The organism is Robiginitalea sp. SC105 (assembly GCF_014243345.1).
GTDB lineage: Bacteria > Bacteroidota > Bacteroidia > Flavobacteriales > Flavobacteriaceae > Robiginitalea.
In genome coordinates this window covers 491,846-518,696 of the sequence record NZ_JACLZF010000002.1, presented here as the reverse complement: position 1 = coordinate 518,696, position 26,851 = coordinate 491,846, and the positions used below count along the sequence as shown (strand labels likewise).

At 55.6% G+C, this 26,851-nt stretch carries 25 protein-coding genes; 10 read left to right on the top strand and 15 right to left on the bottom strand.

The genetic code is table 11. The features are described 5' to 3' along the window. The first annotated feature begins 4 nt into the window (after positions 1-4). Positions 5-502, top strand: a complete 498-nt coding sequence (locus tag H7F20_RS11475) for a hypothetical protein (RefSeq protein ID WP_185786321.1) — start codon at positions 5-7, stop codon at positions 500-502. 36 nt (positions 503-538) lie between these two features. Next, positions 539-1,597, top strand: coding sequence for a nucleoid-associated protein (locus tag H7F20_RS11470; RefSeq protein ID WP_185786320.1), 1,059 nt, complete (start codon positions 539-541; stop codon positions 1,595-1,597). 18 nt (positions 1,598-1,615) lie between these two features. Here the strand turns inward: H7F20_RS11470 and H7F20_RS11465 are convergent, their stop codons facing one another. From H7F20_RS11465 to H7F20_RS11455, 3 genes are all read right to left on the bottom strand, one after another. Beyond that, the gene (locus H7F20_RS11465; RefSeq protein WP_185786319.1) at positions 1,616-2,143 is read right to left on the bottom strand and encodes a DUF4440 domain-containing protein; all 528 of its coding nucleotides are present in this window, start codon (positions 2,141-2,143) and stop codon (positions 1,616-1,618) included. A 40-nt stretch (positions 2,144-2,183) separates the two neighbouring features. Next, complete coding sequence (locus H7F20_RS11460; protein ID WP_185786318.1) at positions 2,184-2,609, bottom strand: DoxX family protein; 426 nt, start codon at positions 2,607-2,609, stop codon at positions 2,184-2,186. Positions 2,610-2,786: 177 nt separating this feature from the next. Then, the gene (locus H7F20_RS11455) at positions 2,787-3,869 is read right to left on the bottom strand and encodes a hypothetical protein (RefSeq protein ID WP_185786317.1); all 1,083 of its coding nucleotides are present in this window, start codon (positions 3,867-3,869) and stop codon (positions 2,787-2,789) included. Positions 3,870-3,948: 79 nt separating this feature from the next. Between H7F20_RS11455 and H7F20_RS11450 the strand changes: the two genes are divergently transcribed. The 5 genes from H7F20_RS11450 (at position 3,949) to uvrB (ending at position 11,027) form a co-directional block, all read left to right on the top strand. Next, entirely contained in the window at positions 3,949-4,860 is a 912-nt protein-coding gene (locus H7F20_RS11450) for an ABC transporter ATP-binding protein (protein ID WP_185786316.1), read from the top strand. Between the two features lie 12 nt (positions 4,861-4,872). Next, complete coding sequence (locus H7F20_RS11445; protein WP_185786315.1) at positions 4,873-5,706, top strand: ABC transporter permease; 834 nt, start codon at positions 4,873-4,875, stop codon at positions 5,704-5,706. Between the two features lie 113 nt (positions 5,707-5,819). Beyond that, positions 5,820-7,553 carry a T9SS type B sorting domain-containing protein gene (locus H7F20_RS11440; RefSeq protein WP_185786314.1) on the top strand — a complete coding sequence of 578 codons (1,734 nt, stop codon included), beginning with the start codon at positions 5,820-5,822 and terminating at the stop codon, positions 7,551-7,553. Continuing rightward, entirely contained in the window at positions 7,550-8,986 is a 1,437-nt protein-coding gene (locus H7F20_RS11435) for a T9SS type B sorting domain-containing protein (RefSeq protein WP_185786313.1), read from the top strand. The genes H7F20_RS11440 and H7F20_RS11435 overlap by 4 nt, the downstream gene beginning before the upstream one ends. 52 nt (positions 8,987-9,038) lie before the next feature. Then, on the top strand, positions 9,039-11,027 hold the full coding sequence (gene uvrB, locus H7F20_RS11430) for an excinuclease ABC subunit UvrB (protein ID WP_185786312.1): 1,989 nt from the start codon (positions 9,039-9,041) through the stop codon (positions 11,025-11,027). Positions 11,028-11,163: 136 nt separating this feature from the next. Here uvrB and H7F20_RS11425 read toward each other — a convergent pair whose 3' ends face one another. The 6 genes from H7F20_RS11425 to H7F20_RS11400 all read right to left on the bottom strand — a co-directional run bounded on the left by H7F20_RS11425 (position 11,164) and on the right by H7F20_RS11400 (position 15,226). Then, positions 11,164-11,592 carry an Hsp20/alpha crystallin family protein gene (locus H7F20_RS11425; protein ID WP_185786311.1) on the bottom strand — a complete coding sequence of 143 codons (429 nt, stop codon included), beginning with the start codon at positions 11,590-11,592 and terminating at the stop codon, positions 11,164-11,166. Between the two features lie 174 nt (positions 11,593-11,766). Further along, positions 11,767-12,171, bottom strand: a complete 405-nt coding sequence (locus tag H7F20_RS11420) for a TerB family tellurite resistance protein (RefSeq protein ID WP_185786310.1) — start codon at positions 12,169-12,171, stop codon at positions 11,767-11,769. Positions 12,172-12,350: 179 nt separating this feature from the next. Further along, positions 12,351-12,695, bottom strand: a complete 345-nt coding sequence (locus H7F20_RS11415; protein ID WP_185786309.1) for a hypothetical protein — start codon at positions 12,693-12,695, stop codon at positions 12,351-12,353. A 187-nt stretch (positions 12,696-12,882) separates the two neighbouring features. Then, positions 12,883-13,143, bottom strand: coding sequence for a hypothetical protein (locus tag H7F20_RS11410; protein WP_185786308.1), 261 nt, complete (start codon positions 13,141-13,143; stop codon positions 12,883-12,885). A gap of 175 nt (positions 13,144-13,318) precedes the next feature. Further along, complete coding sequence (sucC, locus tag H7F20_RS11405) at positions 13,319-14,512, bottom strand: ADP-forming succinate--CoA ligase subunit beta (protein WP_185786307.1); 1,194 nt, start codon at positions 14,510-14,512, stop codon at positions 13,319-13,321. A 72-nt stretch (positions 14,513-14,584) separates the two neighbouring features. After that, a complete protein-coding gene (locus tag H7F20_RS11400) occupies positions 14,585-15,226 on the bottom strand; it encodes an LON peptidase substrate-binding domain-containing protein (protein ID WP_185786306.1) in 642 nt (213 codons plus the stop codon). A gap of 240 nt (positions 15,227-15,466) precedes the next feature. Here H7F20_RS11400 and lysA point away from each other — a divergent pair, with 240 nt between their 5' ends. Both lysA and H7F20_RS11390 read left to right on the top strand, forming a co-directional pair. After that, positions 15,467-16,702, top strand: coding sequence for a diaminopimelate decarboxylase (lysA, locus tag H7F20_RS11395; protein ID WP_185786305.1), 1,236 nt, complete (start codon positions 15,467-15,469; stop codon positions 16,700-16,702). A gap of 71 nt (positions 16,703-16,773) precedes the next feature. Further along, positions 16,774-17,292, top strand: coding sequence for a DUF255 domain-containing protein (locus tag H7F20_RS11390; protein ID WP_185787147.1), 519 nt, complete (start codon positions 16,774-16,776; stop codon positions 17,290-17,292). A 70-nt stretch (positions 17,293-17,362) separates the two neighbouring features. Here the strand turns inward: H7F20_RS11390 and guaB are convergent, their stop codons facing one another. From guaB to H7F20_RS11360, 6 genes are all read right to left on the bottom strand, one after another. Further along, entirely contained in the window at positions 17,363-18,835 is a 1,473-nt protein-coding gene (gene guaB, locus H7F20_RS11385; protein WP_185786304.1) for an IMP dehydrogenase, read from the bottom strand. A gap of 153 nt (positions 18,836-18,988) precedes the next feature. Then, complete coding sequence (locus tag H7F20_RS11380; protein ID WP_370588507.1) at positions 18,989-21,460, bottom strand: carboxypeptidase regulatory-like domain-containing protein; 2,472 nt, start codon at positions 21,458-21,460, stop codon at positions 18,989-18,991. Beyond that, positions 21,438-22,802, bottom strand: coding sequence for an HTTM domain-containing protein (locus H7F20_RS11375; protein ID WP_185786303.1), 1,365 nt, complete (start codon positions 22,800-22,802; stop codon positions 21,438-21,440). Before H7F20_RS11375 ends, H7F20_RS11380 begins: the two co-directional genes overlap by 23 nt. Then, a complete protein-coding gene (locus tag H7F20_RS11370; RefSeq protein WP_185786302.1) occupies positions 22,802-23,932 on the bottom strand; it encodes an imelysin family protein in 1,131 nt (376 codons plus the stop codon). The genes H7F20_RS11375 and H7F20_RS11370 overlap by 1 nt, the downstream gene beginning before the upstream one ends. Positions 23,933-24,006: 74 nt before the next feature. Further along, a complete protein-coding gene (locus H7F20_RS11365) occupies positions 24,007-25,221 on the bottom strand; it encodes a DUF4856 domain-containing protein (RefSeq protein WP_185786301.1) in 1,215 nt (404 codons plus the stop codon). Positions 25,222-25,408: 187 nt separating this feature from the next. Beyond that, positions 25,409-26,275 (bottom strand): hydroxymethylglutaryl-CoA lyase, encoded by an 867-nt coding sequence (locus tag H7F20_RS11360; protein WP_185786300.1) that lies wholly within the window; start codon positions 26,273-26,275, stop codon positions 25,409-25,411. A gap of 106 nt (positions 26,276-26,381) precedes the next feature. Between H7F20_RS11360 and H7F20_RS11355 the strand changes: the two genes are divergently transcribed. Next, positions 26,382-26,789 (top strand): Dabb family protein, encoded by a 408-nt coding sequence (locus H7F20_RS11355; RefSeq protein WP_185786299.1) that lies wholly within the window; start codon positions 26,382-26,384, stop codon positions 26,787-26,789. The last annotated feature ends 62 nt before the right edge of the window (positions 26,790-26,851 follow it).

The window sequence follows — 26,851 nt, the reverse complement described above, 5'->3', positions numbered from 1 at the left end:
CCTGATGATATACAAAATCCGGATTATACTGGACGCCCAGGAGGATATTTTCCGGGATCTGGAAATCGAGTCCGACAGCAGCCTGGAAGAATTGCACAACGCAATTTCCCAGGCATTTGGTTTCCTCGGAGAGGAGATGGCTTCTTTTTATACCTGTGACGAAAACTGGAACCAGGAGGAGGAAATCCCGCTTTTTGACATGAGCGATGGCAGCGGGGAAATCCGCCTGATGCAGGAAACGCCCATGGCCGAGGTCCTCAATGAAGAGGAGCCCAAATTGCTTTACGTCTACGACTTCCTGAATATGTGGACCTTCTTTGTGGAACTGGCCGATATAGCCGAAAAGGAAGACGGAAACAGCTACCCCAATCTGCTTTTCAGCTTTGGCGAATTGCCGGAATCCCCCCCTGAAAAGCGCTTTGAGGCCGAATCCGAAGGCCCGGTGGAAGACGAACCATTCGGCAGTTACGACGACCTGGATTTTGACGAAAACTGGAATTGATTTCCAGACCCCCCAATTTAAAACAAACCCCGCTCCATGCTGAACCTGTATACAACCCAAATTGAAACTGTATCCCTCCACCGCGTGGGAAACAAACACCGGGCGGAACCCCTTTTCCTTTCGGCTGCGCCCTACCGCCTGAACGACGAGATTTCGGGACTTTTGAAGGAATATTTCTTCAAGCCCTTCCGGGAAAAGGAGGAAAACTATTATTGCTTCACCCATGAAGCCTCCCTGGACTTCCACCCGATCCATGAAGCGGCCTCCAAGGTCTTCGATAACCCGGGGAAACTGCACAAAATGAGCCGGGAAATTGCCCGCCACCTCTTTTCACAATCCAACCACCCGCATATCAAGAGCGGGGAATGCTACGTGGCCTACCTGACCGATGTGATGCTGGATAACAAGAAGACGGACGCCCTCGGCATTTTCAAAAGCGAGATCAAGCAGGATTTCCTGCAGTTCGAGGAAAAGGACGCCAACCTGGACATGCATATCCGGCAGGGGGTCAACCTGAACCGCCTGGACAAGGGCTGCCTGATTTTCAACCGCGACCGGGAGACGGGCTACAAGGTACTCTCCTCAGACAGCAACCGGTATGACGCCAGGTACTGGCTGGAGGAATTCCTGGGCCTGGCCCCGCTTACCGACGACAATTTTTACACCAAAAACTACCTGAAGTTCTGCCAGAACTTCGCCAAGGACGTGGTCCTGCCCGCAGAGGACAAACAACAGGAGGTGCTCTTTATGAACCGTGCGGTGAACCACTTTGCCAAAAACGACGCTTTCGAGGAATCCCGCTTCCTGAACGAAGTCATGGAAAACCCGGAATTCATCCCGGAATTCAAACACTACAAAACGGAAAAGGGCCCGAAGTACCGGATCGAGGACGTCTCGAATTTCCCGATTGCCAACAAGGCAGTGAGCGATACGCGCAAAAAGATCCGAAACGTCATTGACCTGGATACGAACATACAGATCAAACTCAATTTCATCAACCCCGAATCCGCTGAAAAATTCGTGGAAAAGGGATGGGATGAAGAGCGGCAGATGTATTATTACCTCGTGTATTTCAACAAGGAACAGAAGACCTGACCCTCCGGCCTGCCCGGCCTACTCCATGCCCGCATCCCCCTGCGGAGGGGTTTCCAGCACCACATAATCCCACTGGATCTGCCAGCCGGAATCCGTTTTCACCCAATAGACCAGGTAATCGCCCGTAGTTTCCATGGAAGGAATCGGGCTGTTTTCATTGGCGGTGAAGGTCTGGACGCCGCGCCCGCGTTCCACGGCCACGTCCCCGGCAAGTCTAAAATCGAGTACTTCCAGCTCCAGGCCCCAATCACCGATGGCGCTGGCCTGTTTCTGGGCTTCGATCCACTGGGCCCTGCCGTTGATGGGGGGTTGCCCGGCAATTAGCTGCACGAGGTCCTCGGCAAAATATTGCCCGGCTTCCTCAAACTTGCCTTCGGCCATCAGGGTGGTGACCTTTTCGTTGATCGCTTCGATTTCCTGGCGGGCGGCCTCGGTTTCGCGGGCAGCCATCCGTGCCTGCTCCTCCGGGTCCGGGGCAGTGGCGGCTGATTCATTGCAGGAAACAAAGAGGGACAGGAGGGAAAATGCAACTATAAATGATTTCATAAGGTTGGGTTTGGAATGACATTCAAAAAATTCAAAACACTTATTTGGACCCGGCCCGTGGCACCTCAGATCTGCGAAGGGGAAGCAGCATCCGCACCGCGCCGTCGCGCAGCCACAAAATCCCCCAAACCAGGATCCCGAAGAGCACGGGAAACAGGATGTTGAACATCGGATCCCCATAGATGATATGGGTGGCCACAGCCCCGCCCAGCCAACCGGTCAGGAGCAGGGCCCCCAGGATATTCGTGCGTGGGATCAGGTACAGCATGGTACAGATGAGCAGGATAGCCCCGAGGTATACGACGGACGCCCCGGGATATCCCATTTCCACCGCCTGGGAAACAGCGGTTTCGGATTGCATCAGGTTCATGACCGCCCCAAGCAGGAACATGAATGCGAGCAGGGTTTGCAATATGTAGGAGGTCCAGAGTCGTAACCTCACCGAATTTGAAGGTTTTGCTTCCATGGGTTTCAGTATGTTTAACGGGCAGCCAGCTGCCCGGTTATTTCAGGTAATTTCCGAAAAATCTGTGAATTGTACCCGCACATGCGTCCATTTTCAGCGGGCAGGCTCCCCCATTGAAGTTAATTGGCGGGAATGTAGCAGGACGGTTTCCTCCCTCCTTATACCGCTGCGGCGGGTTCAGATTTCAATTTTCTTTTCAATAATCTGCTTCATGCTGACATCCTGGTAATTGCGCTTGACAAAATCCAGTGCCACTGACAGGATTTCCCCCATGGACTTGCTCTTTTTGAATTGCATGTCCAGGGTCAGGTCGTAGATCTCCGATTTCAGCCGTTCCACATGCTCCGGAAGGGATATCCGGTCTTTCCGTGCGATGCGGATAAGGCGCTGGATGCGGTTTCCCGAACTCATGATCCGCTTGGCCACGATGGAGCGCTCCTCCACCTTGTACTGGTCTACAGAATTGGTGAGCAGCTTGTTCTTTACCAGCTCCACCATGGTATTGTTTTCCTTGAAAAACTGGGGCCGGTATACGTTGAGCTTGCCCTCGTAACACTGCTGGTCAAAATCGATCGCCCGGATCCGGTACACCACATGGTCAAAATCGTGCACCGGCACGATCACGTAGTTGTAGGACCGCATATCCCCCAGCAGGCGGATCATGCAGCGTTCATTGAACTTGACGAATTCCTTGGCGAGCTGGGCCTTTTCGGATTCGGAACAATCGGGCAGCATATCCTTGATGAATACATCCCCGGGGATTCCGGCAATGTGCTCCTCGATCAGGGTGTCCCTGAATACCAAAAAGTTCAGGTTGTAGGGGGACAGCATGTGCTCCAGCTCCAATCCGTAGATCCGGGAGGCATCGGTGCGCTTGACATAGAAATAGGTGAAGTTGTCGTTGAGGATGTTCCGGATCTTGATGCGGAAGGGCTTGGAGTTGCCAAAGGTGCAATAGTCCACCGCATCCACGTTCAGGTACTGGAAAATCCGGTCGCTCCCATCCGAGTGGAGCATGGAATACACCCTTTTGAGGCTCAGGTCGATTTCCTGCCTGTCAGAATCCGAATAATATACGCGCACCCATAAGGTGTCTTCATCCTTTGAATCGTAGACCACCACCGACCCGGCAAACCGCAGCAGGTCATCGTAAAATATCGGGATCTCAATCTTCCGGCTGTATTCTTCGAGGTACGCATCCAGCTCCGGGCAGACGGGGAACGGGGGCTTCTTACGGGACATCAGTTTCTCTTCGGACATGGGGTGGATTTGGAATTCCTTGTAACAAATTACGCATTTCTTCGTCAAGTTAGGGAAGTCAACCCAAAACACCCCGCCGTTGGAAACCATTCTGACCGTTTCAAACCTCACCAAGAAATTCGGACCCCTTACTGCCGTCAAAGACCTTAGTTTCACGATAGAGAAAGGGAACGTATACGGCCTCCTGGGACCCAATGGCAGCGGCAAATCGACCACACTGGGCATTGTCCTCAACGTGGTAAACCGCACCTCGGGGAGTTTCAGCTGGTTCAACGGCGCCAATACCACCCACCAGGCACTCAAAAGGGTCGGGGCCATCATTGAAAGGCCCAATTTCTACCCGTACATGTCGGCCGTGCAGAACCTGAAACTGGTCTGTCGGATCAAGGAGGTACCCGAGGAACGGATCCGCGAAAAACTGGAACTCGTCGGGCTCTGGGACCGTCGCGACAGCAAGTTCAGGACCTATTCCCTGGGGATGAAACAACGGCTGGCAATTGCCTCGGCCCTGCTCAACAACCCGGAGATCCTCATCCTGGACGAGCCGACAAACGGGCTGGACCCCCAGGGGATCCACCAAATCCGGGAACTGATCAAACAGATCGCGGCCGAGGGCACCACCATCCTGCTGGCTTCCCACCTGCTGGACGAGGTGGAAAAAGTCTGCTCCCACGTGGTGATCCTCCGCAAGGGGGTAAACCTGTATACAGGCAAAGTGGATGGCATGCTGGCCAGCCACGGGTATTTTGAGCTGAAATCTTCGGACCAGGAAGCCCTGAAGGCCTTCCTGTCCAAACAACCGGAATTCGGTAGCCTTACGGAGGAAAACGGGCTGATCACGGGGTACCTGGAAGAACCACTGGAAGCGGAAGTCCTGAACGAACGCTGCTTTAAGGACGGGATCCGGCTGGCACACCTGGTCAAGCGCAAAGAAAGCCTCGAACAGCAATTCCTGGCCATCACCAACAAACAGGAAGCCCAGACCTCATAAACCATACCCTGCATGAAACGCCTGCTGCAAATAGAATTCATCAAGCTCTGGAACAACCGCGCCAGCCGATTCCTCATCCTGGCCTATTTTGGCCTGATCGCGCTGATCGCCCTGGTGACCTCGATCAAAATCGACTGGGGGCCCCTGAAATTCAATGTGGCGGATATCGGGATATTCAATTTTCCGTATATCTGGCATTTCAATACCTTCATGATCTCCTTCCTGAAGGTCTTCCTGGCCATTGTGATCGTATCGATGATCTCCAATGAATACAGCAACAAGACCATCAAGCAAAACCTGATCGACGGCCTCTCCAAAAAGGAGTTCATCGCCTCCAAGGTGCTCACAATCCTCGCCCTGGCAGTTGCCTCCACCGCGTTCGTATTTCTTATTTCGCTGGTCCTGGGGCTGATGCATTCGGATTACGACGAATTGTCCATCATTTTCTCCGACCTGGAATATCTGCTGGCCTACCTGGTCAAGCTCATCGGGTTTTTCTCCTTTTGTTTCTTTATCGGCATGCTCGTCAAGCGGTCGGCCTTTGCGCTGGGGTTCCTCTTTATCTGGTTCATCGGGGGCGAATTCATCCCCTGGGTGTACCTGACATCGAAATACTCCAAGGATTTTGCCGATTCCATCTACCAGTTTTTCCCCTTTGGTTCCATGTGGCAGACGCTGGCTGAGCCATTTACCCGCTTGTCGGTCATACAGTCGGCGGCGCGGGAAGTGGGTGAGGAAATCGTCAAAGACTACGCGGTGCACCTGCCGCAGCTCCTGATTGTACTGGTCTGGTCGGCCCTTTTCATCTACTTTTCCTACCTGCTTCTCAAGAAACGGGACCTCTGACCCAGGCTTCCGGCTAAGGCACCCGCACAAACCGTTCATCTTCAAACTTCTGCCGGTTGACCCGGTTCGCATCCGGATAAGGGAATATTTCGTATTTTACCCTTCCTGGACCGATGAAAATGTTAAAAAAATTGCTATGCGCTGCCGGGCTCCTTGCCATGCTCTCAGCCCAGGCTCAGGAATGCCCGCAATTGCTGTCCCCCCAGCCAGGGGCAGTTGATGTCCCCGTGACCACTACGATCAGTTGGGAAGGGATTGTCGGCGTGCCCGGATACAGCCTGTCGCTGGGCACCACCCCGGGGGACAACGACATCCTGAATGTCTTTGTCGGACCTGCCACCAGCCATACGCCCACCCTGGGACTCCCAGAGACCACCCAGATCTATGCCACCATTACCCTCTTCTTCTTCAACCAGCCGAATATTGTCTGCGACTCCTTTGTGTTTACCACGGAAGACGTGACCACACCGCCTCCCTGCACCCAGCTTCAAAGCCCGGCCAACGGTGCGACGAATGTCCCGGTAGCCTCCAACATCCGCTGGAACAACAGCCCGACGGCGACGGGATACCGGATCTCCCTTGGCACCACCCCGGGGGGCGTCGAATTGGTGGACAACCTGGACCTGATGAATGCGCTGCTCTTCGACCCGCCGGCCGACCTGGACCCGGATACCGTCTACTACGTGCGCATTACCCCCTACAATGAAAACGGGGATAACGGGCCCTGTGAGGAATATTCCTTCACCACAGGCCCCCTGGCCACGCTCCCGGGCTGTACCACGATGGTCAGCCCGGCCAACGGAGCCTTCAATGTCAGCCTCTCCCCCCAGCTCGAATGGAACCCTGTTGCGGGAGCAGACGGCTACCGGGTATCCATCGGATCTACCCCCCTGCAGAACGATGTACTGGACGGCGTCTCCCTGGACACGAACCGCACGGATGTCCTGAATTTTGAGCCCAACAGCGTGTATTTCATCCGCATCGTACCGTTCAATGAAGCGGGGGAGGCCCTGGACTGCACCCAGGAATCCTTTTCGACCATCCTGGGCTGCGGCCCCTATTTCGAAGCGCTCACCGGGGAACTCATCGACCTGCATCCCGAGGTTACCTTCCCGGAATCGGTGGGCATCTGCCTGGACAACCCGGCGAATACGGTCAGTGCCACCGATACAGCCGACGGATACCGCTGGTACGTGATAGAGTCCCCGGGACGGGAACGCCTGCTGGCAACCGGCCCCGACTTCGAGATCCCCGGGGAGGGCACCTACCGCCATGAGATCTTCAACGTCTACCAGGGTCCGGCAGGGGAATTTGAATGCAGCAGCTCCCGGGAATTTACCGCCGTCAGTTCGGAAGCCGCCATGATAAGGGACACCGATGTCCGGCTGGGTGCCGGGGTGATCCGTATCGAAGTGCTGGTCAGCGGCACCGGGAACTACGAGTTTGCGCTGGGCGATGCCGCGGGCCCTTATCAGGACAGCAACGTTTTCAGCGGGCTGCCCCTGGATAGCTATCGCATTTTTGTAAGGGACAAAAACGGGTGCGGCATCAGCGAGGTACTTGTGGAACCGGACCTCACCGCCGAGGGGTTCCCGAATTTCTTTACCCCGAACGGGGACGGGCGGAACGACCGCTGGCAGTTTATCGTACCGGAAAGCGGTATCAACCCGGTTCGGGAAATCTCGGTTTTTGACCGGTACGGCAACCTGGTGGCGCGGGTGGACCCCCAGTCCGAAGGGTGGGACGGCACCCGACTGGGCAGCCCCTTACCGGCCAGCGACTACTGGTACCGGGCGGTGGACAACCAGGGGGGCGTCGTCACCGGGCATTTTACACTCAAACGATGAAGGAAGGGATGATTCAGCAGCGGATTTTCTGGGCACTCCTGCTCCTTATGGCCTTTCAGGCCGGCAGGGGCCAGACCTGCCCCATCCTGGTTTATCCGGCAGACGGGGAACAAAACGTCCCGGTGGATGCCCCAATTTCGTGGACCAATCCCGGTTCGTTTTCCGGCTTTATCGTCTCAATAGGCACCACCCCGGGCGGGGTGGATATCCTGACCAACCGGACTTCCTCCCCAATCAGCGGGTATACCCCTGAAACCGGGTTACCGGAAGATACCTGGGTGTATATCAGCTTCATCCTGATCCTCGCCGACGGGACCGAAATCAATTGTCCCGGCTACCGGTTCCGCACGGCACCCTTTGACCGGCCGCCGGATTGTACCCGGATACTCGAACCCCTGAACAACGACACGGAGGTCGGACTTGCCGAGGAAATACGATGGGCGTACACCCCGCGTGCAACCGGTTACCTGTTAACCATCCTCACCAGCCAGGGCGATACCCTGGCCTACCAGCGGAATATGGGGAATATCCTTTCTTTCAACCCTCCGGGACTTTTCCCGCCGGAATCGGAAATCAGCGTACAGATAACCCCTTACAACCGGCTTGGGAATGCCCCGGGGACCTGTCCGGTAGAGCGTTTCCGGACAGGGGCCTCCGCAGTGGACTGCGATCCCCAAAGACCGGAGGATTTCTCCTTTCCACAGGTCGTCGGGCTGTGCCTGGACCAGGCGTACACGGAAATCTCGGCCGATGTGCCCGCAGATGGGTTCAATTGGTACCGCATCGGGGAGGACGGAGAGGAGGAACTGATCGCCTCCGGCAATGATGCCCGGATAGCGCAAACGGGCAATTACCTGCTGGAGGCCTTCAACGAGGTGGGCTCGATCACCGAATTCACCCGCTGTTCCACCCTCAGGGAATTCAGGGTGGTGGAAACCCGGGCGCCGGTGATCAGGCGGACGGATGTCAGAAGGGAACCGGATGGGCTCCGGATCGAAGTATTTATGGAGCAAAACGGGGATTACGAATACTCCCTGGACCCGATCTCGGGGTTCCAGTCGTCCCCTGTATTCAGCGGCCTGCCGCTCCGGGCGTATACCGTCTATGTGAGGGATCCCTTCGGGTGCGGACAGGTGGAACAGGAGGTGGCCCGCGACCTTAGTGCTGCGGATTTCCCGCGCTTTTTTACCCCCAACAACGACGGGGCCAACGACTTATGGCGGTTTGAGCCCCCGGAGGACCTGACGGATGCCTATGTAGAGAACATCCGGATCTTTGACCGTTACGGGAATTTCCTCGTGGAGCTGGACGACCAGAACGACAGCTGGGACGGGAATTTAAACGGCAGGCCGCTGCCATCTTCCGTGTACTGGTTTGTCGCGGTCTCGATCCGCAAGGAAGTGATCCGGGGGTATTTTGCATTGAAACGCTAGAATCCCGTTCTCCAGCCTCCGATGCCTCACCGGGCTTTTGTATTTTTAACGGATGAAATTCAAAGTCGTTTCGGAATTTACACCGACCGGGGACCAACCGCAGGCGATCTCCCAGCTGAGCGCGGGGATCCGGGATGGGGATCGCTACCAGACCCTGCTCGGGGTTACGGGCTCCGGCAAAACCTTTACGGTGGCCAACGTGGTGGAAACAGTACAGCGCCCCACCCTGGTCCTGGCCCATAACAAGACGCTGGCCGCCCAGCTCTATTCGGAATTCAAGATGTTCTTCCCGGAGAATGCCGTGGAATACTTCGTTTCCTATTACGACTATTACCAGCCGGAAGCCTATATCCCGACCAGCGGTTTGTACATTGAAAAAGACCTCTCGATCAACGAGGATATCGAAAAGTTGCGGCTCAGCACTACCTCCTCCCTCCTCTCCGGCAGGCGGGACGTCCTGGTGGTCGCCTCCGTTTCCTGCCTCTACGGGATCGGGAACCCCATTGAATTCCAGAAAAACGTGATCCACATCGAACGGGACCAGGTCCTGGCCCGTACCCGCCTGATGCACCAACTGGTTCAGAGCCTCTATTCCCGGACCACGGCAGATTTCCGGAACGGGAATTTCCGGGTGAAGGGGGATGTGCTGGATGTCTTCCCCGGGTATGCCGACCACGCTTTCCGAATCCATTTTTTCGGGGACGAGGTAGAGGCGATCGAGGCCTTTGACCCCTATAACCACACGGTCCTGGAGGAATACGAGACGTTGAACATCTACCCGGCCAACATGTTTGTGACCTCCCCGGACGTCCTGCAACAGGCCATCTATAAAATCCAGGACGACCTGACCGCCCAGGTAGCCTATTTCAAGGAGATCGGCAAACCCCTGGAAGCCAAGCGCCTGGAGGAACGCACCAATTTTGACCTGGAAATGATCCGGGAACTGGGTTACTGTTCCGGCATTGAAAACTACTCCCGCTACCTGGACGGGCGGGAGCCGGGTACAAGGCCTTTCTGCCTGCTGGATTATTTCCCGGACGACTACCTCATGGTGGTGGACGAGAGCCACGTGACCATCCCCCAGGTCCACGCCATGTACGGAGGCGACAGGTCCCGTAAGGAAAACCTTGTGGATTACGGTTTCCGGCTGCCGGCCGCGATGGACAACCGCCCGCTGAAATTTGAGGAATTCGAGGCGTTGCAGAACCAGGTGATCTATGTAAGTGCCACCCCGGCCGATTACGAAATGCAGAAAAGCGGCGGCGTTTACGTGGAACAGGTTATCCGGCCTACGGGATTGCTGGACCCCGTGATTGAAGTCCGGCCCAGCGAGAACCAGATCGACGACCTGGTGGAGGAAATCCAGCAGCGCGTGCAGCGGGATGAACGCACCCTGGTGACCACCCTCACCAAGCGCATGGCAGAGGAACTGACCAAGTACCTGACCCGCATCGATGTGCGGTGCCGCTATATCCACAGCGATGTGGATACCCTGGAGCGGGTGGAGATCATGCAGGACCTGCGCAAGGGGATCTTCGACGTACTGGTTGGGGTAAACCTGCTCCGGGAAGGCCTGGACCTGCCCGAGGTATCCCTTGTGGCCATCATCGATGCGGACAAGGAGGGCTTCCTCAGGAGCAACCGGTCCCTGACGCAAACCGTTGGACGTGCTGCCCGCCACCTGCACGGAAAGGCCATCATGTATGCCGACAAGGTGACCGACAGCATGCAGAAAACCATTGACGAGACCAACTACAGGCGGGAAAAGCAGCTGGAATACAACAAGGAGCACGGCATTACCCCGAAAGCCCTTAAGAAGACCCTGGACAATGTGCTGGCCAAGAATTCCGTCTCCACCTTCCACTTCGAGAAAAAGGAACGGGATGCCCGGGAACCGGATCCCGCCTACCTGACCACGGAACAGAAGGACGAACTGATCCGCAAAAAACGCAAAGCCATGGAAAAAGCGGCCAAGGAACTCGATTTCATGCAGGCAGCCAAACTCCGGGATGAGATCAAGGTCCTGCAGGAAAAGGAATGACCTGCGCCAGGACGCAAACGGGCAGGAAGCCAGAGACCACAAAAAAAGCGCCCCGGATTCCGGGGCGCTTCCCTAACTAACCAACTAAACAAACCAACCATTATGAGGCCCGTTAGGTGGGCCAGCCATAATTCTCTTACTTGCCGATTTCAATCAATCGCTTGGGTTTCGGCAGGGCTTCTTCTTTTTTCGGAAGGGTGAACCGGAGGATGCCGGCTTCATAGTTTGCCTCGATACCCTCTTCATTCACTGAATCCGGCAGGGTGAACGCACGCTTGAAATTCGAATACCAGAATTCGCGGCGGGTATACCCCTGAACTTCTTCTTCCTTCTCATTTTTGTGCTCCATGGAGATGGTGAGCACCCGGTCATCTACTTCAATGATAAAATCATCTTTTTTCTGACCCGGGACGGCCAACTCCAGTGTAAAGTCGGTCTCTCCCTCGCGGATGTTTACCGCAGGCAGGTTCTGGTTGGTCCGGTCAACGCCGCCGAACCAGTCCGGGCTCATCATTTCGTTCCAGAAACTCGGGAACAATCCGGTGTGTTTGCGTACTAAGGTCATATCACAAGGTTTTTATGTTTAACAATTTCACCCTATAAAGAGCAAACCATGTACCGATCCTGAATTACTGCCTTTATGGCATAAAAAAGCAATGGTATACTGCCTTCATGTCATGTGCAGGTGGAGCCCGGGGGTTTCCACAGGCTTTTAGGGTTCTCCTTGGGGAGGCGCGGTTTAGTTGTAGTGGGCCTTGAAGATGCCAATCAGTACGTCCGGCGGGACGATTTTATCCGGATACTGGTGCATGATGGAGAGCACCTGCTCAATGGCGGATGGCCTCAGTCCCATTCGGAGCCCGATCTTGTGCAGTTTGCGGATCTCATCCGGGTGACCGTTGCTGCTGTCCACATTCATAAGTAGTACAAGCCGGTGGAACTGCAGGATCCGGTCCGCCTGCGTCTTGGGAATGATCTTGTCCACCTTGTTTTCGAAAAGGGAGTCAAAGTCTTCCCGGTGGACCCCCAGTTGCTCGGACACCCCAAGCAGAAAATCGTATTCTGCGTCCCTGATGGCCCGATCCACCCGGGCAAAGGAGATCATTTCGGAAAGTATGCTGAGTTTTTCCCTGTACGTGCTCATATCCGGAACCTAAGTTAGGTGTGCGTACTTAGATAACTCCAAATCCCGTGGTTTCGTATGCCGGCGGGATGTACGCCCCGCGGGATCTGGCCAGGGGTCCGGTCATAAAAAACCCCGTATAACCCTTTACCGTCCTGCGGCAGCGGGCCTATACGGGGTTGTCCCTTCAGGTTTATCCCCTAGCTGGTAAACCGGATCGGCACCTCGTAGGTTGCCCCGCTTTCCAGGCCGGTGCCATCAATGCTGTGGTAATTGAGCTTTGCCTTTACGAATTTCTCGATAACCTTGTCATCCGTACGGACCGACAACACGACGATCTCCTTGTCACTGTTGACCGTAAAGGTTACCCAGGCACTCAGTTCCTGGTTGTCCTCAAGTTGGAATTTGTTGTCCTTCAACAGTTTCCCGATTTCAGCACAAATTTTGGTCTTCGGGCCGGTGGGTTCGACGGTGCCTTCTGTGGCCAGGGCACTGGCGGAGAACAAAAGGGCTGCAGCTACGGATAATACACTAAATTTTTTCATGACGTTGTTTGTTTTGATGATTGATGAATATTTGTTTAAAAGACGCGTGGCAGTGGAATATGTTACAGCGCCTTGCGTATTTAACATTTTTTTAATCTGTTTTTTAGTATAAATGCAACTTTTAACATGGAAGGTTATCATATAAGCAAATAAAATGGCCCTTGGTAAAAGGGCCATTTTCAGCGTTTCAGAAGGCAATCCGGATGGGCAGGATAAACCGCTTCCCTTCCAGATACTGGCCCACGAAGACCTTGCGGCCGTCCAGTTTTTCCGCCACAAAGGCCTTGAGGCCCGGGTTGCTGCTCTCCACATCAAGGATGCGGATCCGGTTCTCCGCATCGAAGGTGAACAGCACCTTGGCCTCGATGTTTGCCATGCTCCTTGCAAAATCGTTCTGATTCAGCAGGAACGCGATTTGTTTCGCAAACGGGGCTGCAACAGGGTCCACGCTTTCTGCGGGGCGAGCTGCCGCCGGGACGGAGAACAGGGCCTCCCTGTTACGTCAAACCCGCAGGATTAACATTTCCTTAAACGATTCGGGTGGGGAAAGGATAAAAAAAGGGCCCTGTTACAGCAACAGGACCCTTTGAGATCACTTTTGTTTCGGTTCGGGCAAACAAGCCTCAGGCAAGTACCTCCTTCACCTTGTCCGCAGCTTCCTGGAACTGGACTGCCGAATGGACTGCCAGGCCGGAATTATCCAGTATTTCCTTGGCCAGTTCGGCATTGGTTCCCTGCAGCCTTACAATGATGGGCACCTTGATGGCGTCCCCCATATTCTTGTAGGCGTCCACAACGCCCTGTGCTACCCGGTCGCAGCGCACGATCCCACCGAAAATATTGATCAGGATCGCTTTTACGTTCGGATCCTTGAGGATGATGCGGAAGGCTTCTTCCACCCGCTTGGCATCGGCCGTACCACCCACGTCCAGGAAGTTGGCAGGTTCGCCCCCGGCCATTTTGATCAGGTCCATGGTAGCCATTGCAAGTCCCGCCCCGTTTACCATACAGCCTACATTCCCGTCCAGGTCCACGTAGTTCAGTCCTACGGCACGGGCTTCCACTTCAATGGGGTTTTCCTCGCGAAGGTCGCGCATCTCCGCATATTGCTTGCGGCGAAACAACGCATTGTCATCCAGGGACACCTTGGCATCCACAGCCAGGATCTTGTTGTCTGAAGTCTTGAGCACCGGGTTGATCTCGAACAGGCTGGCATCGCTTTGTTCATACGCCTTGTACAGGGAGGTGACAAAACGGGTCATTTCCTTAAAGGCGGTTCCGGAAAGCCCCAGGTTAAAGGCAATCTTGCGGGCCTGGAAAGGCAGCAGCCCGGTGGCCGGGTCCACTTCTTCGGTAAAGATCAGGTGGGGGGTCTTTTCGGCTACCTCCTCGATATCCATCCCCCCTTCCGGGGAGTACATGATCATTACCCGCGAATCCGCCCGGTTGAGCAATACGGACATATAGTACTCTTCCGTTTCGCTTTCGCCCGGGTAATAGACGTCCTCCGCCACCAGCACCTGGTGTACCTTTTTTCCCTCGGCCGAGGTCTGAGGGGTAACCAGTTGCATGCCGATGATCTCGTCAGCTATTGCTTCGACCTCCTTTAGGTTCTTGGCCAGTTTTACCCCGCCGCCCTTGCCGCGGCCCCCGGCATGCACCTGGGCCTTAATTACGTGCCAGCTGGTGCCGGTTTCCTGGGTGAGTTGCTTGGCGGCGTCGACTGCTTCCTTCTTGTTGTGGGCTACGATGCCCCGCTGGATGCGGACTCCGAAACTCGCCAGAATCTCCTTTCCTTGATATTCGTGTAAATTCATGATGGTCGTATGAGTAGTTGCATGCAAAAATAGCAAACCGTGCCGACATCCCCTAATGCAATACGGGAGGGATCACTCCGGTTCGATGTCCTTGAAGTCCAGCGGGTCAAAATTCCTGAAATGGCCATTCATCTCGATGCGTTCCCGGGTTTCGTTCAACTGCCGGAGCACCCGGGAGGTTTCGCCCAGGTGGTTCAGGAGGAATTCGAGACGGGCCGATTCATTCGGGATCTGGAGCAACTGGTATTCCTGCTCAAAGGACAGCCCCATCTTATGGGCCAGGGTAAAACTGTTGAAAAGTTCCCGCCTTACAGGCCCGAAGGAAACGTCCATCAATTCATAGAGCTCGCGGCAGGCCTCGAAAACCGCTTCGGTCTGGCCCGGTGTGGCATCGTTGACCGAATCGATGAACCGCACCTCCCCGCCCGGGTACAGTTTTCCCTCGAGGACCGGCTGGAAGCGCACCACGCGGAATACCTGCCGTGCCACGCAAACCACGTCCATGGAACCGTCTGCATAGGTGTTGACGATGTCCTTGAGCTGCACCTCCGTCCCGAAAGCAATAGTGTTTTGGATATAGACCGGGATCCCAAAGGTCTGCGCCTCGCGCCGGCAATCGGTTATCAACTCCTTATAGCGCTGCTCAAAAATATGCAGGGGCACGGATTCGCCCGGGAAGAAAACGGATTGCAAAGGGAATAGCGGCAGGATCATCGCTGGTTTTTGTCTAAAGCTACAAAGGCCGGTTCAAAGATTCAAAGGCTCCTGCCAAGTTTCCGCAAACCCCTGGTATTTATCTGTTTCGGACACGTATGATGCCGTCCGCCGGGCGTTGGCAGGTCCTGATTATAAGAATTGTTGTATTTATAACATTTTGTTTTAATTTAAATTTGATGTTGGGAATTTTTTGATGATCCCGGAAAGTAAAGTAGTTTTGTCGAAATTCAAGTACGCATGGAAGGGAAGGATTTGCTCGGAATCGCCCGGGAATACGGGGCCCCGGTCTACGTTTATGACGCCCAGAAAATTCAGTCGCAGTTCAACCGCCTGACGCACGCATTCCGTGCGGTCCCCAGGCTCAGGCTGAACTACGCCGCCAAGGCCCTTTCCAACCTGTCCATCCTGAAACTCCTAAACAGTATGGGTAGCGGCCTGGACACCGTTTCCATACAGGAGGTACAGCTGGGCCTGCTGGCCGGTTTCCGGCCGGAGGATATCATTTATACGCCCAATGGCGTTTCCCTGGAGGAAATCGAAGAGGCTGCAGGCCTGGGCGTGCAGATCAATATCGACAACCTTTCCATCCTGGAGCAATTCGGCAGCAAACACCCCGATATCCCGGTCTGCATCCGGATCAACCCGCATGTCATGGCCGGGGGGAATACCAAGATTTCCGTAGGCCATATCGACTCCAAATTCGGCATCAGCATCCACCAGATCCCGCACCTGCTGCGGATTGTGGAGCTGACCAACATGAAAATCAACGGGATCCACATGCATACGGGCAGCGATATCCTCGATATCGACGTCTTCCTGTACGCCTCGGAAATCCTTTTCGATACGGCCATGCATTTCAAGGACCTGGAATTCATCGATTTTGGAAGCGGGTTCAAAGTGCCCTACAAAGAGAATGATATCCAGACCAACGTCGAGGAACTGGGCGAGAAGCTGGGAGGCCGTTTCAGTGAATTCTGCAAAGCCTATGGCAGGCAGCTGACCCTCGCTTTTGAACCGGGCAAGTTCCTGGTTAGCGAGGCCGGGTTTTTCCTGGCGCGCGTCAATGTGGTCAAGCAGACCACTTCCACGGTTTTTGCGGGCGTGGACTCGGGTTTCAACCACCTGATCCGGCCCATGCTCTACGGGGCCAACCACCAGATTATCAACCTGTCCAACCCAGGGGGTAAGGAGCGGTATTATTCCGTGGTGGGCTACATCTGCGAAACGGATACCTTTGCCAGCAACCGGCGGATCTGCGAAATTTCAGAGGGGGACATCCTCTGCTTCCGCAATGCGGGGGCCTATTGCTATACCATGTCCAGCAACTACAACTCCAGGTACCGGCCGGCGGAGGTGCTCTGGCTGGACGGAAAGGCGCACCTGATCCGCAAACGGGAGGTATTCGAGGACCTCATCCGCAACCAGGTGGACGTTGCAGCCCTCTCCGGTCGGGCCAAAAGCGCTGCGGAATAAAATAAATACGGGGGGCTGCCGTTAGTTTGATAATGGGAATCCGACTCTTTTCCCGTAAATTGCCGGATATGATGAAGAAGTTACTTCCGATATTGCTATTTGTATTCCTTTTGGGACCAGCAGAGATCACTGCCCAGGAGGTGCAATGGATTACCTGGGAACAGGCGGTACAGACCGTGCAGAATGGCGACACCGACAAGAAAATATTTATCGACGTCTACACGGACTGGTGCGGTTGGTGCAAACGCATGGATCAGGATACTTTCCAGAACCCGGAAGTTGCTGCCTACATGGCAGATAATTTCCTGATGGTCAAACTGGACGGCGAACAAAAGGAACCCATCACCTACAAAGGGAAAACGTACAAGTTTGTGCCTTCGGGGCGCAAGGGCTATCACGAGCTGGCCGCCGCCCTGCTGCAGGGCAGGCTCAGCTACCCGACGGTGGTTTTCCTGGATGAAAACATGAATATGTTGTCCCCGGTTCCGGGCTACCAGAAACCGGATGCTTTCCTGATGATTGCCCGGTATTTCGGGGATAATATCTACAAGGAGAAGGATTGGCAGGCGTACAGCGGGAAATCCCGGTAGGACCCGGAGAACCTGCGTTTACAATTAAAGATCGAATCTGAACCCGGCCTGGTCCGGGTTTTTTTGGCTCCTACCGGCTGTAGTTGGGCGATTCCTTGGTAATGGTTACGTCGTGGGGATGGCTTTCGTTGATCCCGCTGGAGGTAATCTTGATAAATTGGGCATGCTCCTTCAGGGCATCGATGTTCCTGGCGCCGCAGTACCCCATCCCGGCCCGCAGGCCGCCTATAAACTGGTGGATACTCTCGTATAGGTCCCCCTTGTAGGGCACCCGGCCGACAATCCCTTCGGGTACCAGTTTTTTGATGTCGTCCTCCACGTCCTGGAAATACCGGTCCTTGCTGCCCTGTTTCATAGCTTCCACGGATCCCATGCCCCGGTAGGATTTGAACTTGCGCCCTTCGTAGATGATAGTTTCTCCGGGAGATTCCTTGGTACCTGCCAGCAGGGATCCCAGCATGACCGTATCGGCTCCTGCCGCCAGCGCTTTCGGGATATCCCCGGTATACCGGATTCCGCCATCCGCGATCACCGGCACCCCGCTCCCCTTGATGGCCGCAGCAACTTCCAGTACAGCAGAGAACTGCGGGAAGCCTACCCCGGCTACCACCCGCGTCGTGCAAATGGACCCCGGTCCTATTCCGACCTTGACCGCATCCGCACCGGCGTCCACCAGGTATCTGGCTGCTTCTGCCGTAGCTATGTTCCCGACAATCACGTCGAGTTCGGGGAATGCCTTTTTAACTTCCTTCAGGATGCCGACCACCCCTTTGGTATGGCCATGGGCCGTATCGATAACCACGGCGTCCACCCCGGCCTTGACAAGCGCCCCCGCACGGTCCAGCGCATCCGGGGTTACCCCGATAGCCGCTGCCACCCGCAGGCGTCCGTAGTGGTCCTTGTTCGCGATGGGCTTCTGGGTGAGTTTGGTAATATCACGGAAGGTGATCAGGCCGATGAGCCGGTTGTTATCGTCCACTACCGGCAGCTTTTCTATTTTCTTTTCCTGCAGGATATCCTCGGCTTCCGCAAGGGAAGTACCCTCCCGGGTGGTCACCAGGTTCTCGGAGGTCATTACTTCGGATATGGGCCGGTCGTTGTTTTTCTCAAACCGGAGGTCCCGGTTGGTAACGATACCGATGAGTTCGCCCGCATCGTTCACGATGGGGATCCCCCCGATGCTATGCTCCTTCATATTCGCCTTTGCATCCCGCACCAGTGCGTCCAGCGGCAGCGTGACCGGGTCCAGGATCATTCCGCTTTCGGCCCTTTTGACCTTGCGGACCTTGAGGGCCTGCTGCTCAATGGTCATGTTCTTATGGAGTACCCCCATCCCCCCTTCGCGGGCAATGGCAATAGCCATACGGGATTCGGTAACCGTGTCCATCGCAGCGGAAACGATCGGGATATTGATCCGGATATTTCGCGTGAACTGAGAGGTGATATCTACTTCCCTGGGCAGGACTTCGGAGTAAGCCGGGACGAGGAGAACGTCGTCGTAGGTCAGGCCTTCTCCAAGGATTTTTGAACGGTGGGCTTCCATGGCAATTAAAGATTAATTGCGTGCAAATATACTATATTAAATGCTAAGGGCCAGCAGCAGAAAGACCTAAATAAATTCTCCCGGTGGCCCGGACTCCTTTCGTGGTTGCCGGCAGGCCGGGCACGACCGCAGTCTTCCTTCCAGCCAGCGCATCTAGAGGCGGAACTGCAGGCCCGTATAAAAGGTCAGCGGCTCGGCCGGGATAATTCCCGGCCCGGGATAACCGGTAGCCCGGCGCGTGAAATAGGAAGCGTCCAGCAGGTTGTTGATGCCGGCCTCCAGGCGGAACCGGCCCAGGCCATAGGACAGGGACAGGTCGACCACCTGATAGGCCGGGATGGCGCCTTCAATGCCCCGTTGGTTGTCCCCAGGGTCGCGGGGGGCATTGGTCGCATCCGTGAACTGCCTGGAAAGGTAGGTGTACTGGAGGCTGGCCAGGAAATCCCCGGTACCGAAACGGAGCCCGGATTTCAGGTTGACTGCCGGGATAAACTCCACCTGGTTCCCTTCGACGTTGTTCTCCTGGGAATCCGTATAGCGCGATCCGGAAAGGGCCAGGTTGGCATACACGCTCAGCCGCGTATTCCCGTCCTCCCCAAAAAGCAAGGGCCAGACGGATGCCTCCCCGAAGAGTTCCGCCCCGTAAATGAAGGCTGTACCGATATTCCCACGGAACCGGACCACCCGTCCGGTCTCTACTTCCTGCCCCGAGGCGTTTGTGCGCGTTTCATTTTTCAGAATCTCCCCGAGGCGGTCGTCGTACAGCAGCCCAAACAGGCTGACATCGTACTTGAACCAGTCGGATACATTGCCGCGGAAGCCGGCATCCGCCGTAAAGCCGCTTTCATCCCGGATATCGGGGTCTACCTGGTAGCTGGGGTTGACCACGCGGATATCGTTGAAGGTCACCGACCGGTAGTTCTGGGAGATGTTCGCATACAATTCGGTTTCCGGCCCGAGGGAAAAGGTGCCCCCTACCCCCAGGAGCAGGAAGCTCCTTTCAAAGGTCCGGTTATCCTCCACCGATTCGTTCAGCAGCGGATTGCCCGCCAGGTCCAGGACTATATTCCGGTAACTCCCGAGGCTCTCGGTTTTGATATATTCAAACCGGAAACCGGGGGTTACCCGGACGCGATCAGAGAGGGGGAAAATATGCTCCCCGAAGAGTGCCAGGTTCAGGTTTGGGAAGCGGAACTCCGATTGGCGTTCATAGTCGGGGAATTGTGCCGCGGCAAATTCAAAATCCGGCCCGGTAGCCGCAGAACCGGGACCCTGGCGCTGCTCGTTGTCCGTCTGGTAGTATTTGCTCCCCAGCAGCAACACGGCATCGCGGCCGCCGATGAGGTAGCGCGTCAGGAACCGGGCTTCCGCCCCCCAGTTGAGGAATTCGTCCCGGAGCAGCTCCCGGGGCTCGTCCGGGTCGTCCGGCTGGGATACCCGGTTGGTCCGGAAACCCAGGGCCTCCCGGGAAGCATCCAGTGTAAAAAGGTTCAGGCTGAAATCGGTACGTTCATTGATCCGGTGCTCCAGGATGACCGCAAACAGGTTCCAGTCCACACGGAACCAGTTGCGCTCCCGGTTGCTGAATTCGGGGTCCTCCAGGAACTGGGCGTCGGTAAGCCCGCCCGGCTGCCGGGCCAGGTAATTCATCAGGGAAACTTCGAAACTCACCCGGGTCCTGTCAGACAGGGTGTAACCAAAGTGGCCGTGGTAGTTCCGGCTGCTGAATTCGGAGTTCGGGCGGAATCCGCTGCCTTCCTTGTAATTGAAGTAGGTGTAGTAATTCAATGGGCCCATGGTGCCGGAAAGGCTGTTGAAACTCGTGAGCAGGTCGTAGGAACCGGCTGTCTGCCGGGATACCCACTCCACTTTTTTCTCCGGGTTCGGAGCCTTGAATTTAAAATTCAGGAGACCCCCGAACTGGGGGCCGTACTGGAGGGAGGCTGCCCCCCTTACTACCTGTATTTGCCGCAGGGCCTCAGCTGGCGGTGAATAATAGCTTTCCGGGTATCCCAGGGCATCCGCACTGATATCATAGCCGTTCTGGCGAACGTTGAAGTTCGCGGTCCGGTTCGGGTCCAGGCCCCGGCCACCGATATTCAGTTGCAGGCCCCCGTCCCCATAGTCGAAGATGTTCAATCCCACTACCTGGCTGTAGATCTGGCGGGGGTTGTTGGCCGCCAGGTTGGCCGTGAGGTTTTCCACCAATACCACTTCCGATTTTTTACCCGAATAAATGGCGGTACCCTCAACGGTTTTCAACCGCTGGAGCGCCTGCACCTGTTCCCTTTCGCGGGTAACTACCACTTCCGGCAGTTCTTCCCCCAGCAGCTCCAGTTCCAGGCTGAGGCGCTGGTTGGTGGCCAGCGCGACCTGTTGTTCCAGGACACGGTAGCCATAGGCGAAGGCCACCAGGGAATAATTGCCCGCTGGCAGGTCCTCAAACCGGAAACTGCCATCAGCGCCCGTAGGTTGCAACATCCCGGGGCCACGGAGATAAACTTCCGCCCCAGCAAGGGGTTCGCCCGACCCGGTAGAAACCGTGCCTTCCAGGGTATATTGGGCAAATGTTGCCTGGCTCAGGAGGAGTACCAGGACTAATTTAAAGGCCTTTGATTTCATCATTGAATGGGAGTATCCAGGTTTTGTGACTAAACGATTCTTTTTCCCGTCCCAGGTCCACCCCCGGGTCGATATACCGCTGGCTGGGGCGCCCGTTCAGGGAAACGAAGCAATCCACGTACACGGCGACTTCCTGACCCCCCCGGGCTTCAAAATGCCCTTTCAGGTAACGGGCGTATTCCAGGATAAAATCCGGTTGGAAACCCATTTGCTTTTCCTGGAAAGGTGTCAGGAAGTCGGCATTGTTTACATAGTACCACTTGCCGGTAGCATTTTCCACCACCTTGAACTGGGCGTAACCGGTTTTTTCCATAAGCATGACCCGCCAGGAAAACCGGAAACCCTCCTCCGTCCAGAAAAGTTCACCGGGATAGCAAAGGTAACGCCAGGGAAGAAGCAATTGCCAGATAAAGAAGAGCCCCAGGACCCCCATGCGGAAGCGGTTCGCCATGACACTGCCGGGCCGCCATTCCCGGCCGTTGTCAAAGCGGCTCTTGCGGATGCCCAGTACATTGGAGAGCCCCTGCAACAGCCGGTGGTGCAGCCGGGGCTCGAAAAAAACAAGGACTGAGACGATCATCACATAGGGAAACAGCCCGATGGGGAAAAGCACAGCCGTAAGGGTGTGGAAAACGACTACAAGTGCCAGTGCCAGCCACCGGGAGGGACGCCAGAGCAACAGGAACGGGATACTCAGGTCATAGAGCATCCCTGCCCAACTGAAGGCATAGTGCACCCACTCCTTTCCCATCAGGCCACCGATCAACGGCATACCGGTCCGGGCCGGCAGCCAGATCTTCAGGGGCATGGCCTCCAGGAGCCAATCCGAATTGATCTTGGCCAGGCCCGCGTGGATATAGACCAGGGCGAGCAGCAGTTTGATACTGTCCACGGTCCAGGCAGGGACCCGCTGGAAGCGGTATTTTTCCGAGCGGGCATCCAGGCTGAAATAGGCGTTTGCGGGGAGGAAAATCATCAGAAATGCCACCAGGCTTATAAAATAGTAATGGTTCAGGTAGGTGGTCTTGTCCATCAATTCAATGTAGGTAAAGGACAGGAAAAAAAGGACGGAGGCCAGGCGGTACTTCCAGCCCAGGGCAATCATCAGGGCGGAAGCTCCGCAGAGGACGAAAAGCAAATAGGTCCAGTTCCCCAGGGGCTGCACCCATTCAAAACCATAATAGGTAAAATGAAGGGCGGGATCCAGGTAGCGTGCCTCAATCCAGCCATAGGCCCAGAAGCGTACGATACCCGCAAACATCATCAGGCCAAAAAGAATGCGAAAGACCGCCAATGGGGCGGCCTGGATCGATTTTTCGCAATATGCCTCCAGAAACCCGCGCATCAGTCCCCGTCGGCATCTACAAAGTCGATGGAAATGCTCATGGCCGAAACCATGTCTACCTTCAGGAGCGGCACGGCTGCCTGTACCTCATCGTACGCCTGGAGCATGTCTATCGGGGGGTTGTTCATCAGGATTTCCGATTGGAAACTGCCCAAACCGCTGACCAGGGTACGGGCCGCGTTGAACTGGGCATTGATTCGCGCATCCAGGGCCTCCCCCCCTTTTACGGTATTCAGCGCCCGCAGGTAGGAAGCCAGGCTTTCCCCCTGGGTTGTACTCCCGAAGTGCCGGCCGTTAAAGAAATCCCGGACGGCGTCAAGGCCTTCCAGGAACAACTCGTTGGCCAGGCCCTCGAGATAATAGGATTCCAGGGTCTCGGGTGCCGGGGTGCCCGTAAAAACACCGAGGGGGATCCCCAGTTTGCCGGCGCGCAGGAACCGCTCGTAATAAAAGATAAAGTCATTGACATAGCGGTCCACGCTGGCCGTGGCCGTAGCCCCGTCCGCCGCAACAAAACTGTCCCGGTACCCATTGTTCCAGACAGAAACGACCCCGCTCACGCGGGCACCGATATCGTCGATCAGGTCTGCCGCGTAGGCGGCATAGGCAGGTTCATCCATAAATTTCTGGAGGATTTCCGCATCGTCAGCCCCCAGGCCATTCAGCAGGTAATCCAGGGCCGGGAACCCTTTGGAATCCCTGTTTGAAGGCAGGTCCAGGTCGTAGGAACCGCCCGCCACATGTGATTCGATCAGCGCTACATCGGCCGGGTAGGTATTCACCTGCAGCCTCAGGCCCACCTCTTCTGCGGGCCCGATTTCGAACAAGTCGACCCGTTGCCAGCTTTTGTAGGAGGCCCGCCAGCTTTCGCGCAGCCCAACGAGGTTTTCAAGGGTCGGGTTGGCCCGGAACGTTTGCATCGCCGCCGACAGGTTGGCATGGCTGGACAGGAAGGCATTGTAGGAAGGCAGGATGATATTGTCTGCCCAGTTCGCGAGCATGGCACTCCGGTCGAAACGGACTTCATTCCCGCCCGGGCCGTTGCCCGCGCCATCCGGGTCGGTGGAACCCGACGAACAGGCGTAGAGGGTTGCTGCCAGTACAAGGAGCAGAAGGATGGATTTTTTCATTGCAAAGGGTGTTTTAACGCGATACATAACTTACAATCTGGCGGTCGGGTCATTAATCCTGGGCAGGAATACAATTAACTGCCTGCCTGGGAAACGGTGAATTCAAAACGGGAGGCAATGCTGCCGGCCAGCTCCTCCAGGGTCAGGGGTTCGACATCCCATAATCCGTTGGGGCCATCGTCCATTAGGTCATCGAGGAACATCCCTACCTCGGCCCGGCTGAAATAGGGTGCTGCCGCATCCGGTTTCCGGGTAAACTGCAGGCTGTAGATAAACCCGTAAGCTTCCGAAAGGTCATGGAAAACGGTGCCGAAGGAGGGCTCGGGTTTCTCCAGTTCCGTTTTTGCCGCGATCAGGTAATATACTGCCCGTATACCGATGATTTCTGAAATTTTTTCGCGGATTAATTCTGCCTGCTCGTCGCGGAGTTCATAATCGCCGCCAACCAGGGCAGCACGGCCCAGTTTGAAAGCCTGGAACAGGTCTTCGGCGATCCCGGAAAAGTCCGGGTCGCTTTCGACGCGCCCCACATATTTGTTGAGGAACTCATCTGCTCCCAGGTCCTGGTTGGGATTAGCCGGGTCCGCATTCAATCCATAAACATACCCGTAGGCCTCATCCCATTTATGTTCCATCGTCGCATAGGACTTGCCCGCTTCGGGTACACCAGCTTCCTGGTCGGCCCTGTTGCTCCCCGCATCCAGGACCTGTTCGCTCAGGTAGTTGTTCAGGGCCTGGTCCGTCATCACGGCCCCGAGCATGCCCTTGAGCACCAATTGGTCCATTTCCAGCCCCCTGGCATCCACGTACCGCGTCGATGTACCGTCGGCCAGCTGCCCGGCCTGCCCGGGGGTTGCCAGGTTGTTCCAGTTGGGATATACCTCAGTGACCTGGGCTTCGATCCAATTCTCAAAATCCGCTCGGACTTCGGCCTGTTCGGCAGCGTTGGCAGTGTAGTAGTCGGCGGATGCAGCAGTTTTTGATTTGAGGTTTTTGTCGGAAGCATTCAGGTCCGCGTTACCGAAATCCGCGTTACCTGCCTGGTGCCCGTACATGGCGCGAAGCTCCCCCAGGGTCCGGGCAGGATCCTTTAGAGCATCCCCAAGTTCCTCCCCCATGAGCAGGCGGGTGGTCTGCCCGCTGAAATCGACGGTGGAAACGCCATTTCTCTCAAAGGAATAGGTAACGGGAACAATGATATTTTCACCAACCCCCGGGTTGTTATCGTCGGAAGTGCAGGAACAGAAAAGGAAAGCGGCTGCAAACAGGAGGTATATAAAACGACTCATTCGTTATTTAGAATTAGTATGAATAAAAATTGCAGGACAAATATAATCACCACAAAGCAGCCTCCAAAGATTATTTAATCTTATTCTAAATAAGAGTTTGAATTTTAACATTTAGGCGGGCGGGCATCCCCGCCTGTATGGGTTCCTGAAAAAATCCGGGGCGCTTATGCCCTGCCTCATCCCCAGGTCAGTGATAGGCCGAAAAGAGTTCTGTAGCCTTGTTGTAAGCCGCTTCAAAGGCCATCCAGCGCACGCCCGTCTCCGCCTGGCGGGAGGTGAAATAGGAAAGCAATTTTTCCGTGGGCATGTTGCCGGTCAGCTCGTCCTTGGCCATGGGGCAGCCCCCAAAGCCCTGAACGGCGCCATCAAAGCGCCGGCATCCGGCTTCCCAGGCAGCATGTACCTTTTCGTGCCAGCTCCTGGGATGGGTATGCAGGTGCGCCCCGAATTCGACCTCCGGGTGCTTTGGGATGAGTTCGGTAAACAGGTGGGAAATGGTCTGTGGATCGGAACTCCCGATGGTGTCCGAAAGGGAAAGGATCCCTACCCCCATGTCCACCAACCGCCGGGTCCAGTCCGACACAATACCGGCATCCCAGGGATCCCCGTAGGGATTGCCAAACCCCATGGAAATGTAGGTGACTACCTCTTTGTTGTTCCGGTGGGCCAGTTCGAGGATGTCGGAGAGTACAGTGATCGATTCGGAAATGGTTTTATGCGTGTTGCGCATCTGGAAATTCTCCGAAATGGAGAACGGGTAGCCCAGATAACGGATCTCAGGGTGCTTCACCGCATCCTGTGCCCCGCGCAGGTTGGCCACGATGGCCAGGAGCCTGGTCCGGCTGCGGCTCAGGTCAAGCCCCGCCAGCACCTCGGCTGTATCGGCCATCTGGGGGATCGCCTTGGGAGAGACAAAACTTCCGAAGTCCAGCGTGTCGAACCCGCATCCCAACAGGGCCTGTAAATAGCGGATTTTGGCCTCGGTGGGAATGAAATCCCTGATTCCCTGCATCGCATCCCGTGGACACTCCACGATTTTAACCTGTTCGGCCATAATGGTATTCCAGTGGTCTAAAATTACCATTAATTCCCGGAACGAAATGGGTTCGGGCCGATCTAAAGTGGGGCGCTTTTTAGTACCTTACTGAAAATTTTCACCCATGAAACCAATTTTAAAAAGCCTCCTGTTTTGCGTGGTTATCAGCTCAGGGATCCAGGGTTCCCGGGGACAGGAAGCATCCGACCCGCCTGATCGCATCCTGCGGCATGTAGTACTGTTCAGCTTTAAGGAAGGCACCCCGGAAACAAAAGTTGCAGAGATCTGCAATGCCCTGGAAGCCCTCCAGGGACCTATCCCCGAAATCAAGGGATTTGAATGGGGGCTGAACAACAGCCCGGAAGGCCATAACAAAGGATTTACACACTGCTTTTTACTCACTTTTTACAGCGAGGAGGACCGGGACACTTACCTCCCCCACCCTGCACACAAGGCATTCGGCGACCTTGCGGGTCCCCATATTGAAGACGTGCTGGTGGTGGATTATTGGGCGGATTCCCCGAAAAAATAAATCTTCAAGAGAGAAAAGGATATTTGCAGAGGCCGGTATTCATCTGATTTTAATATCAGTAC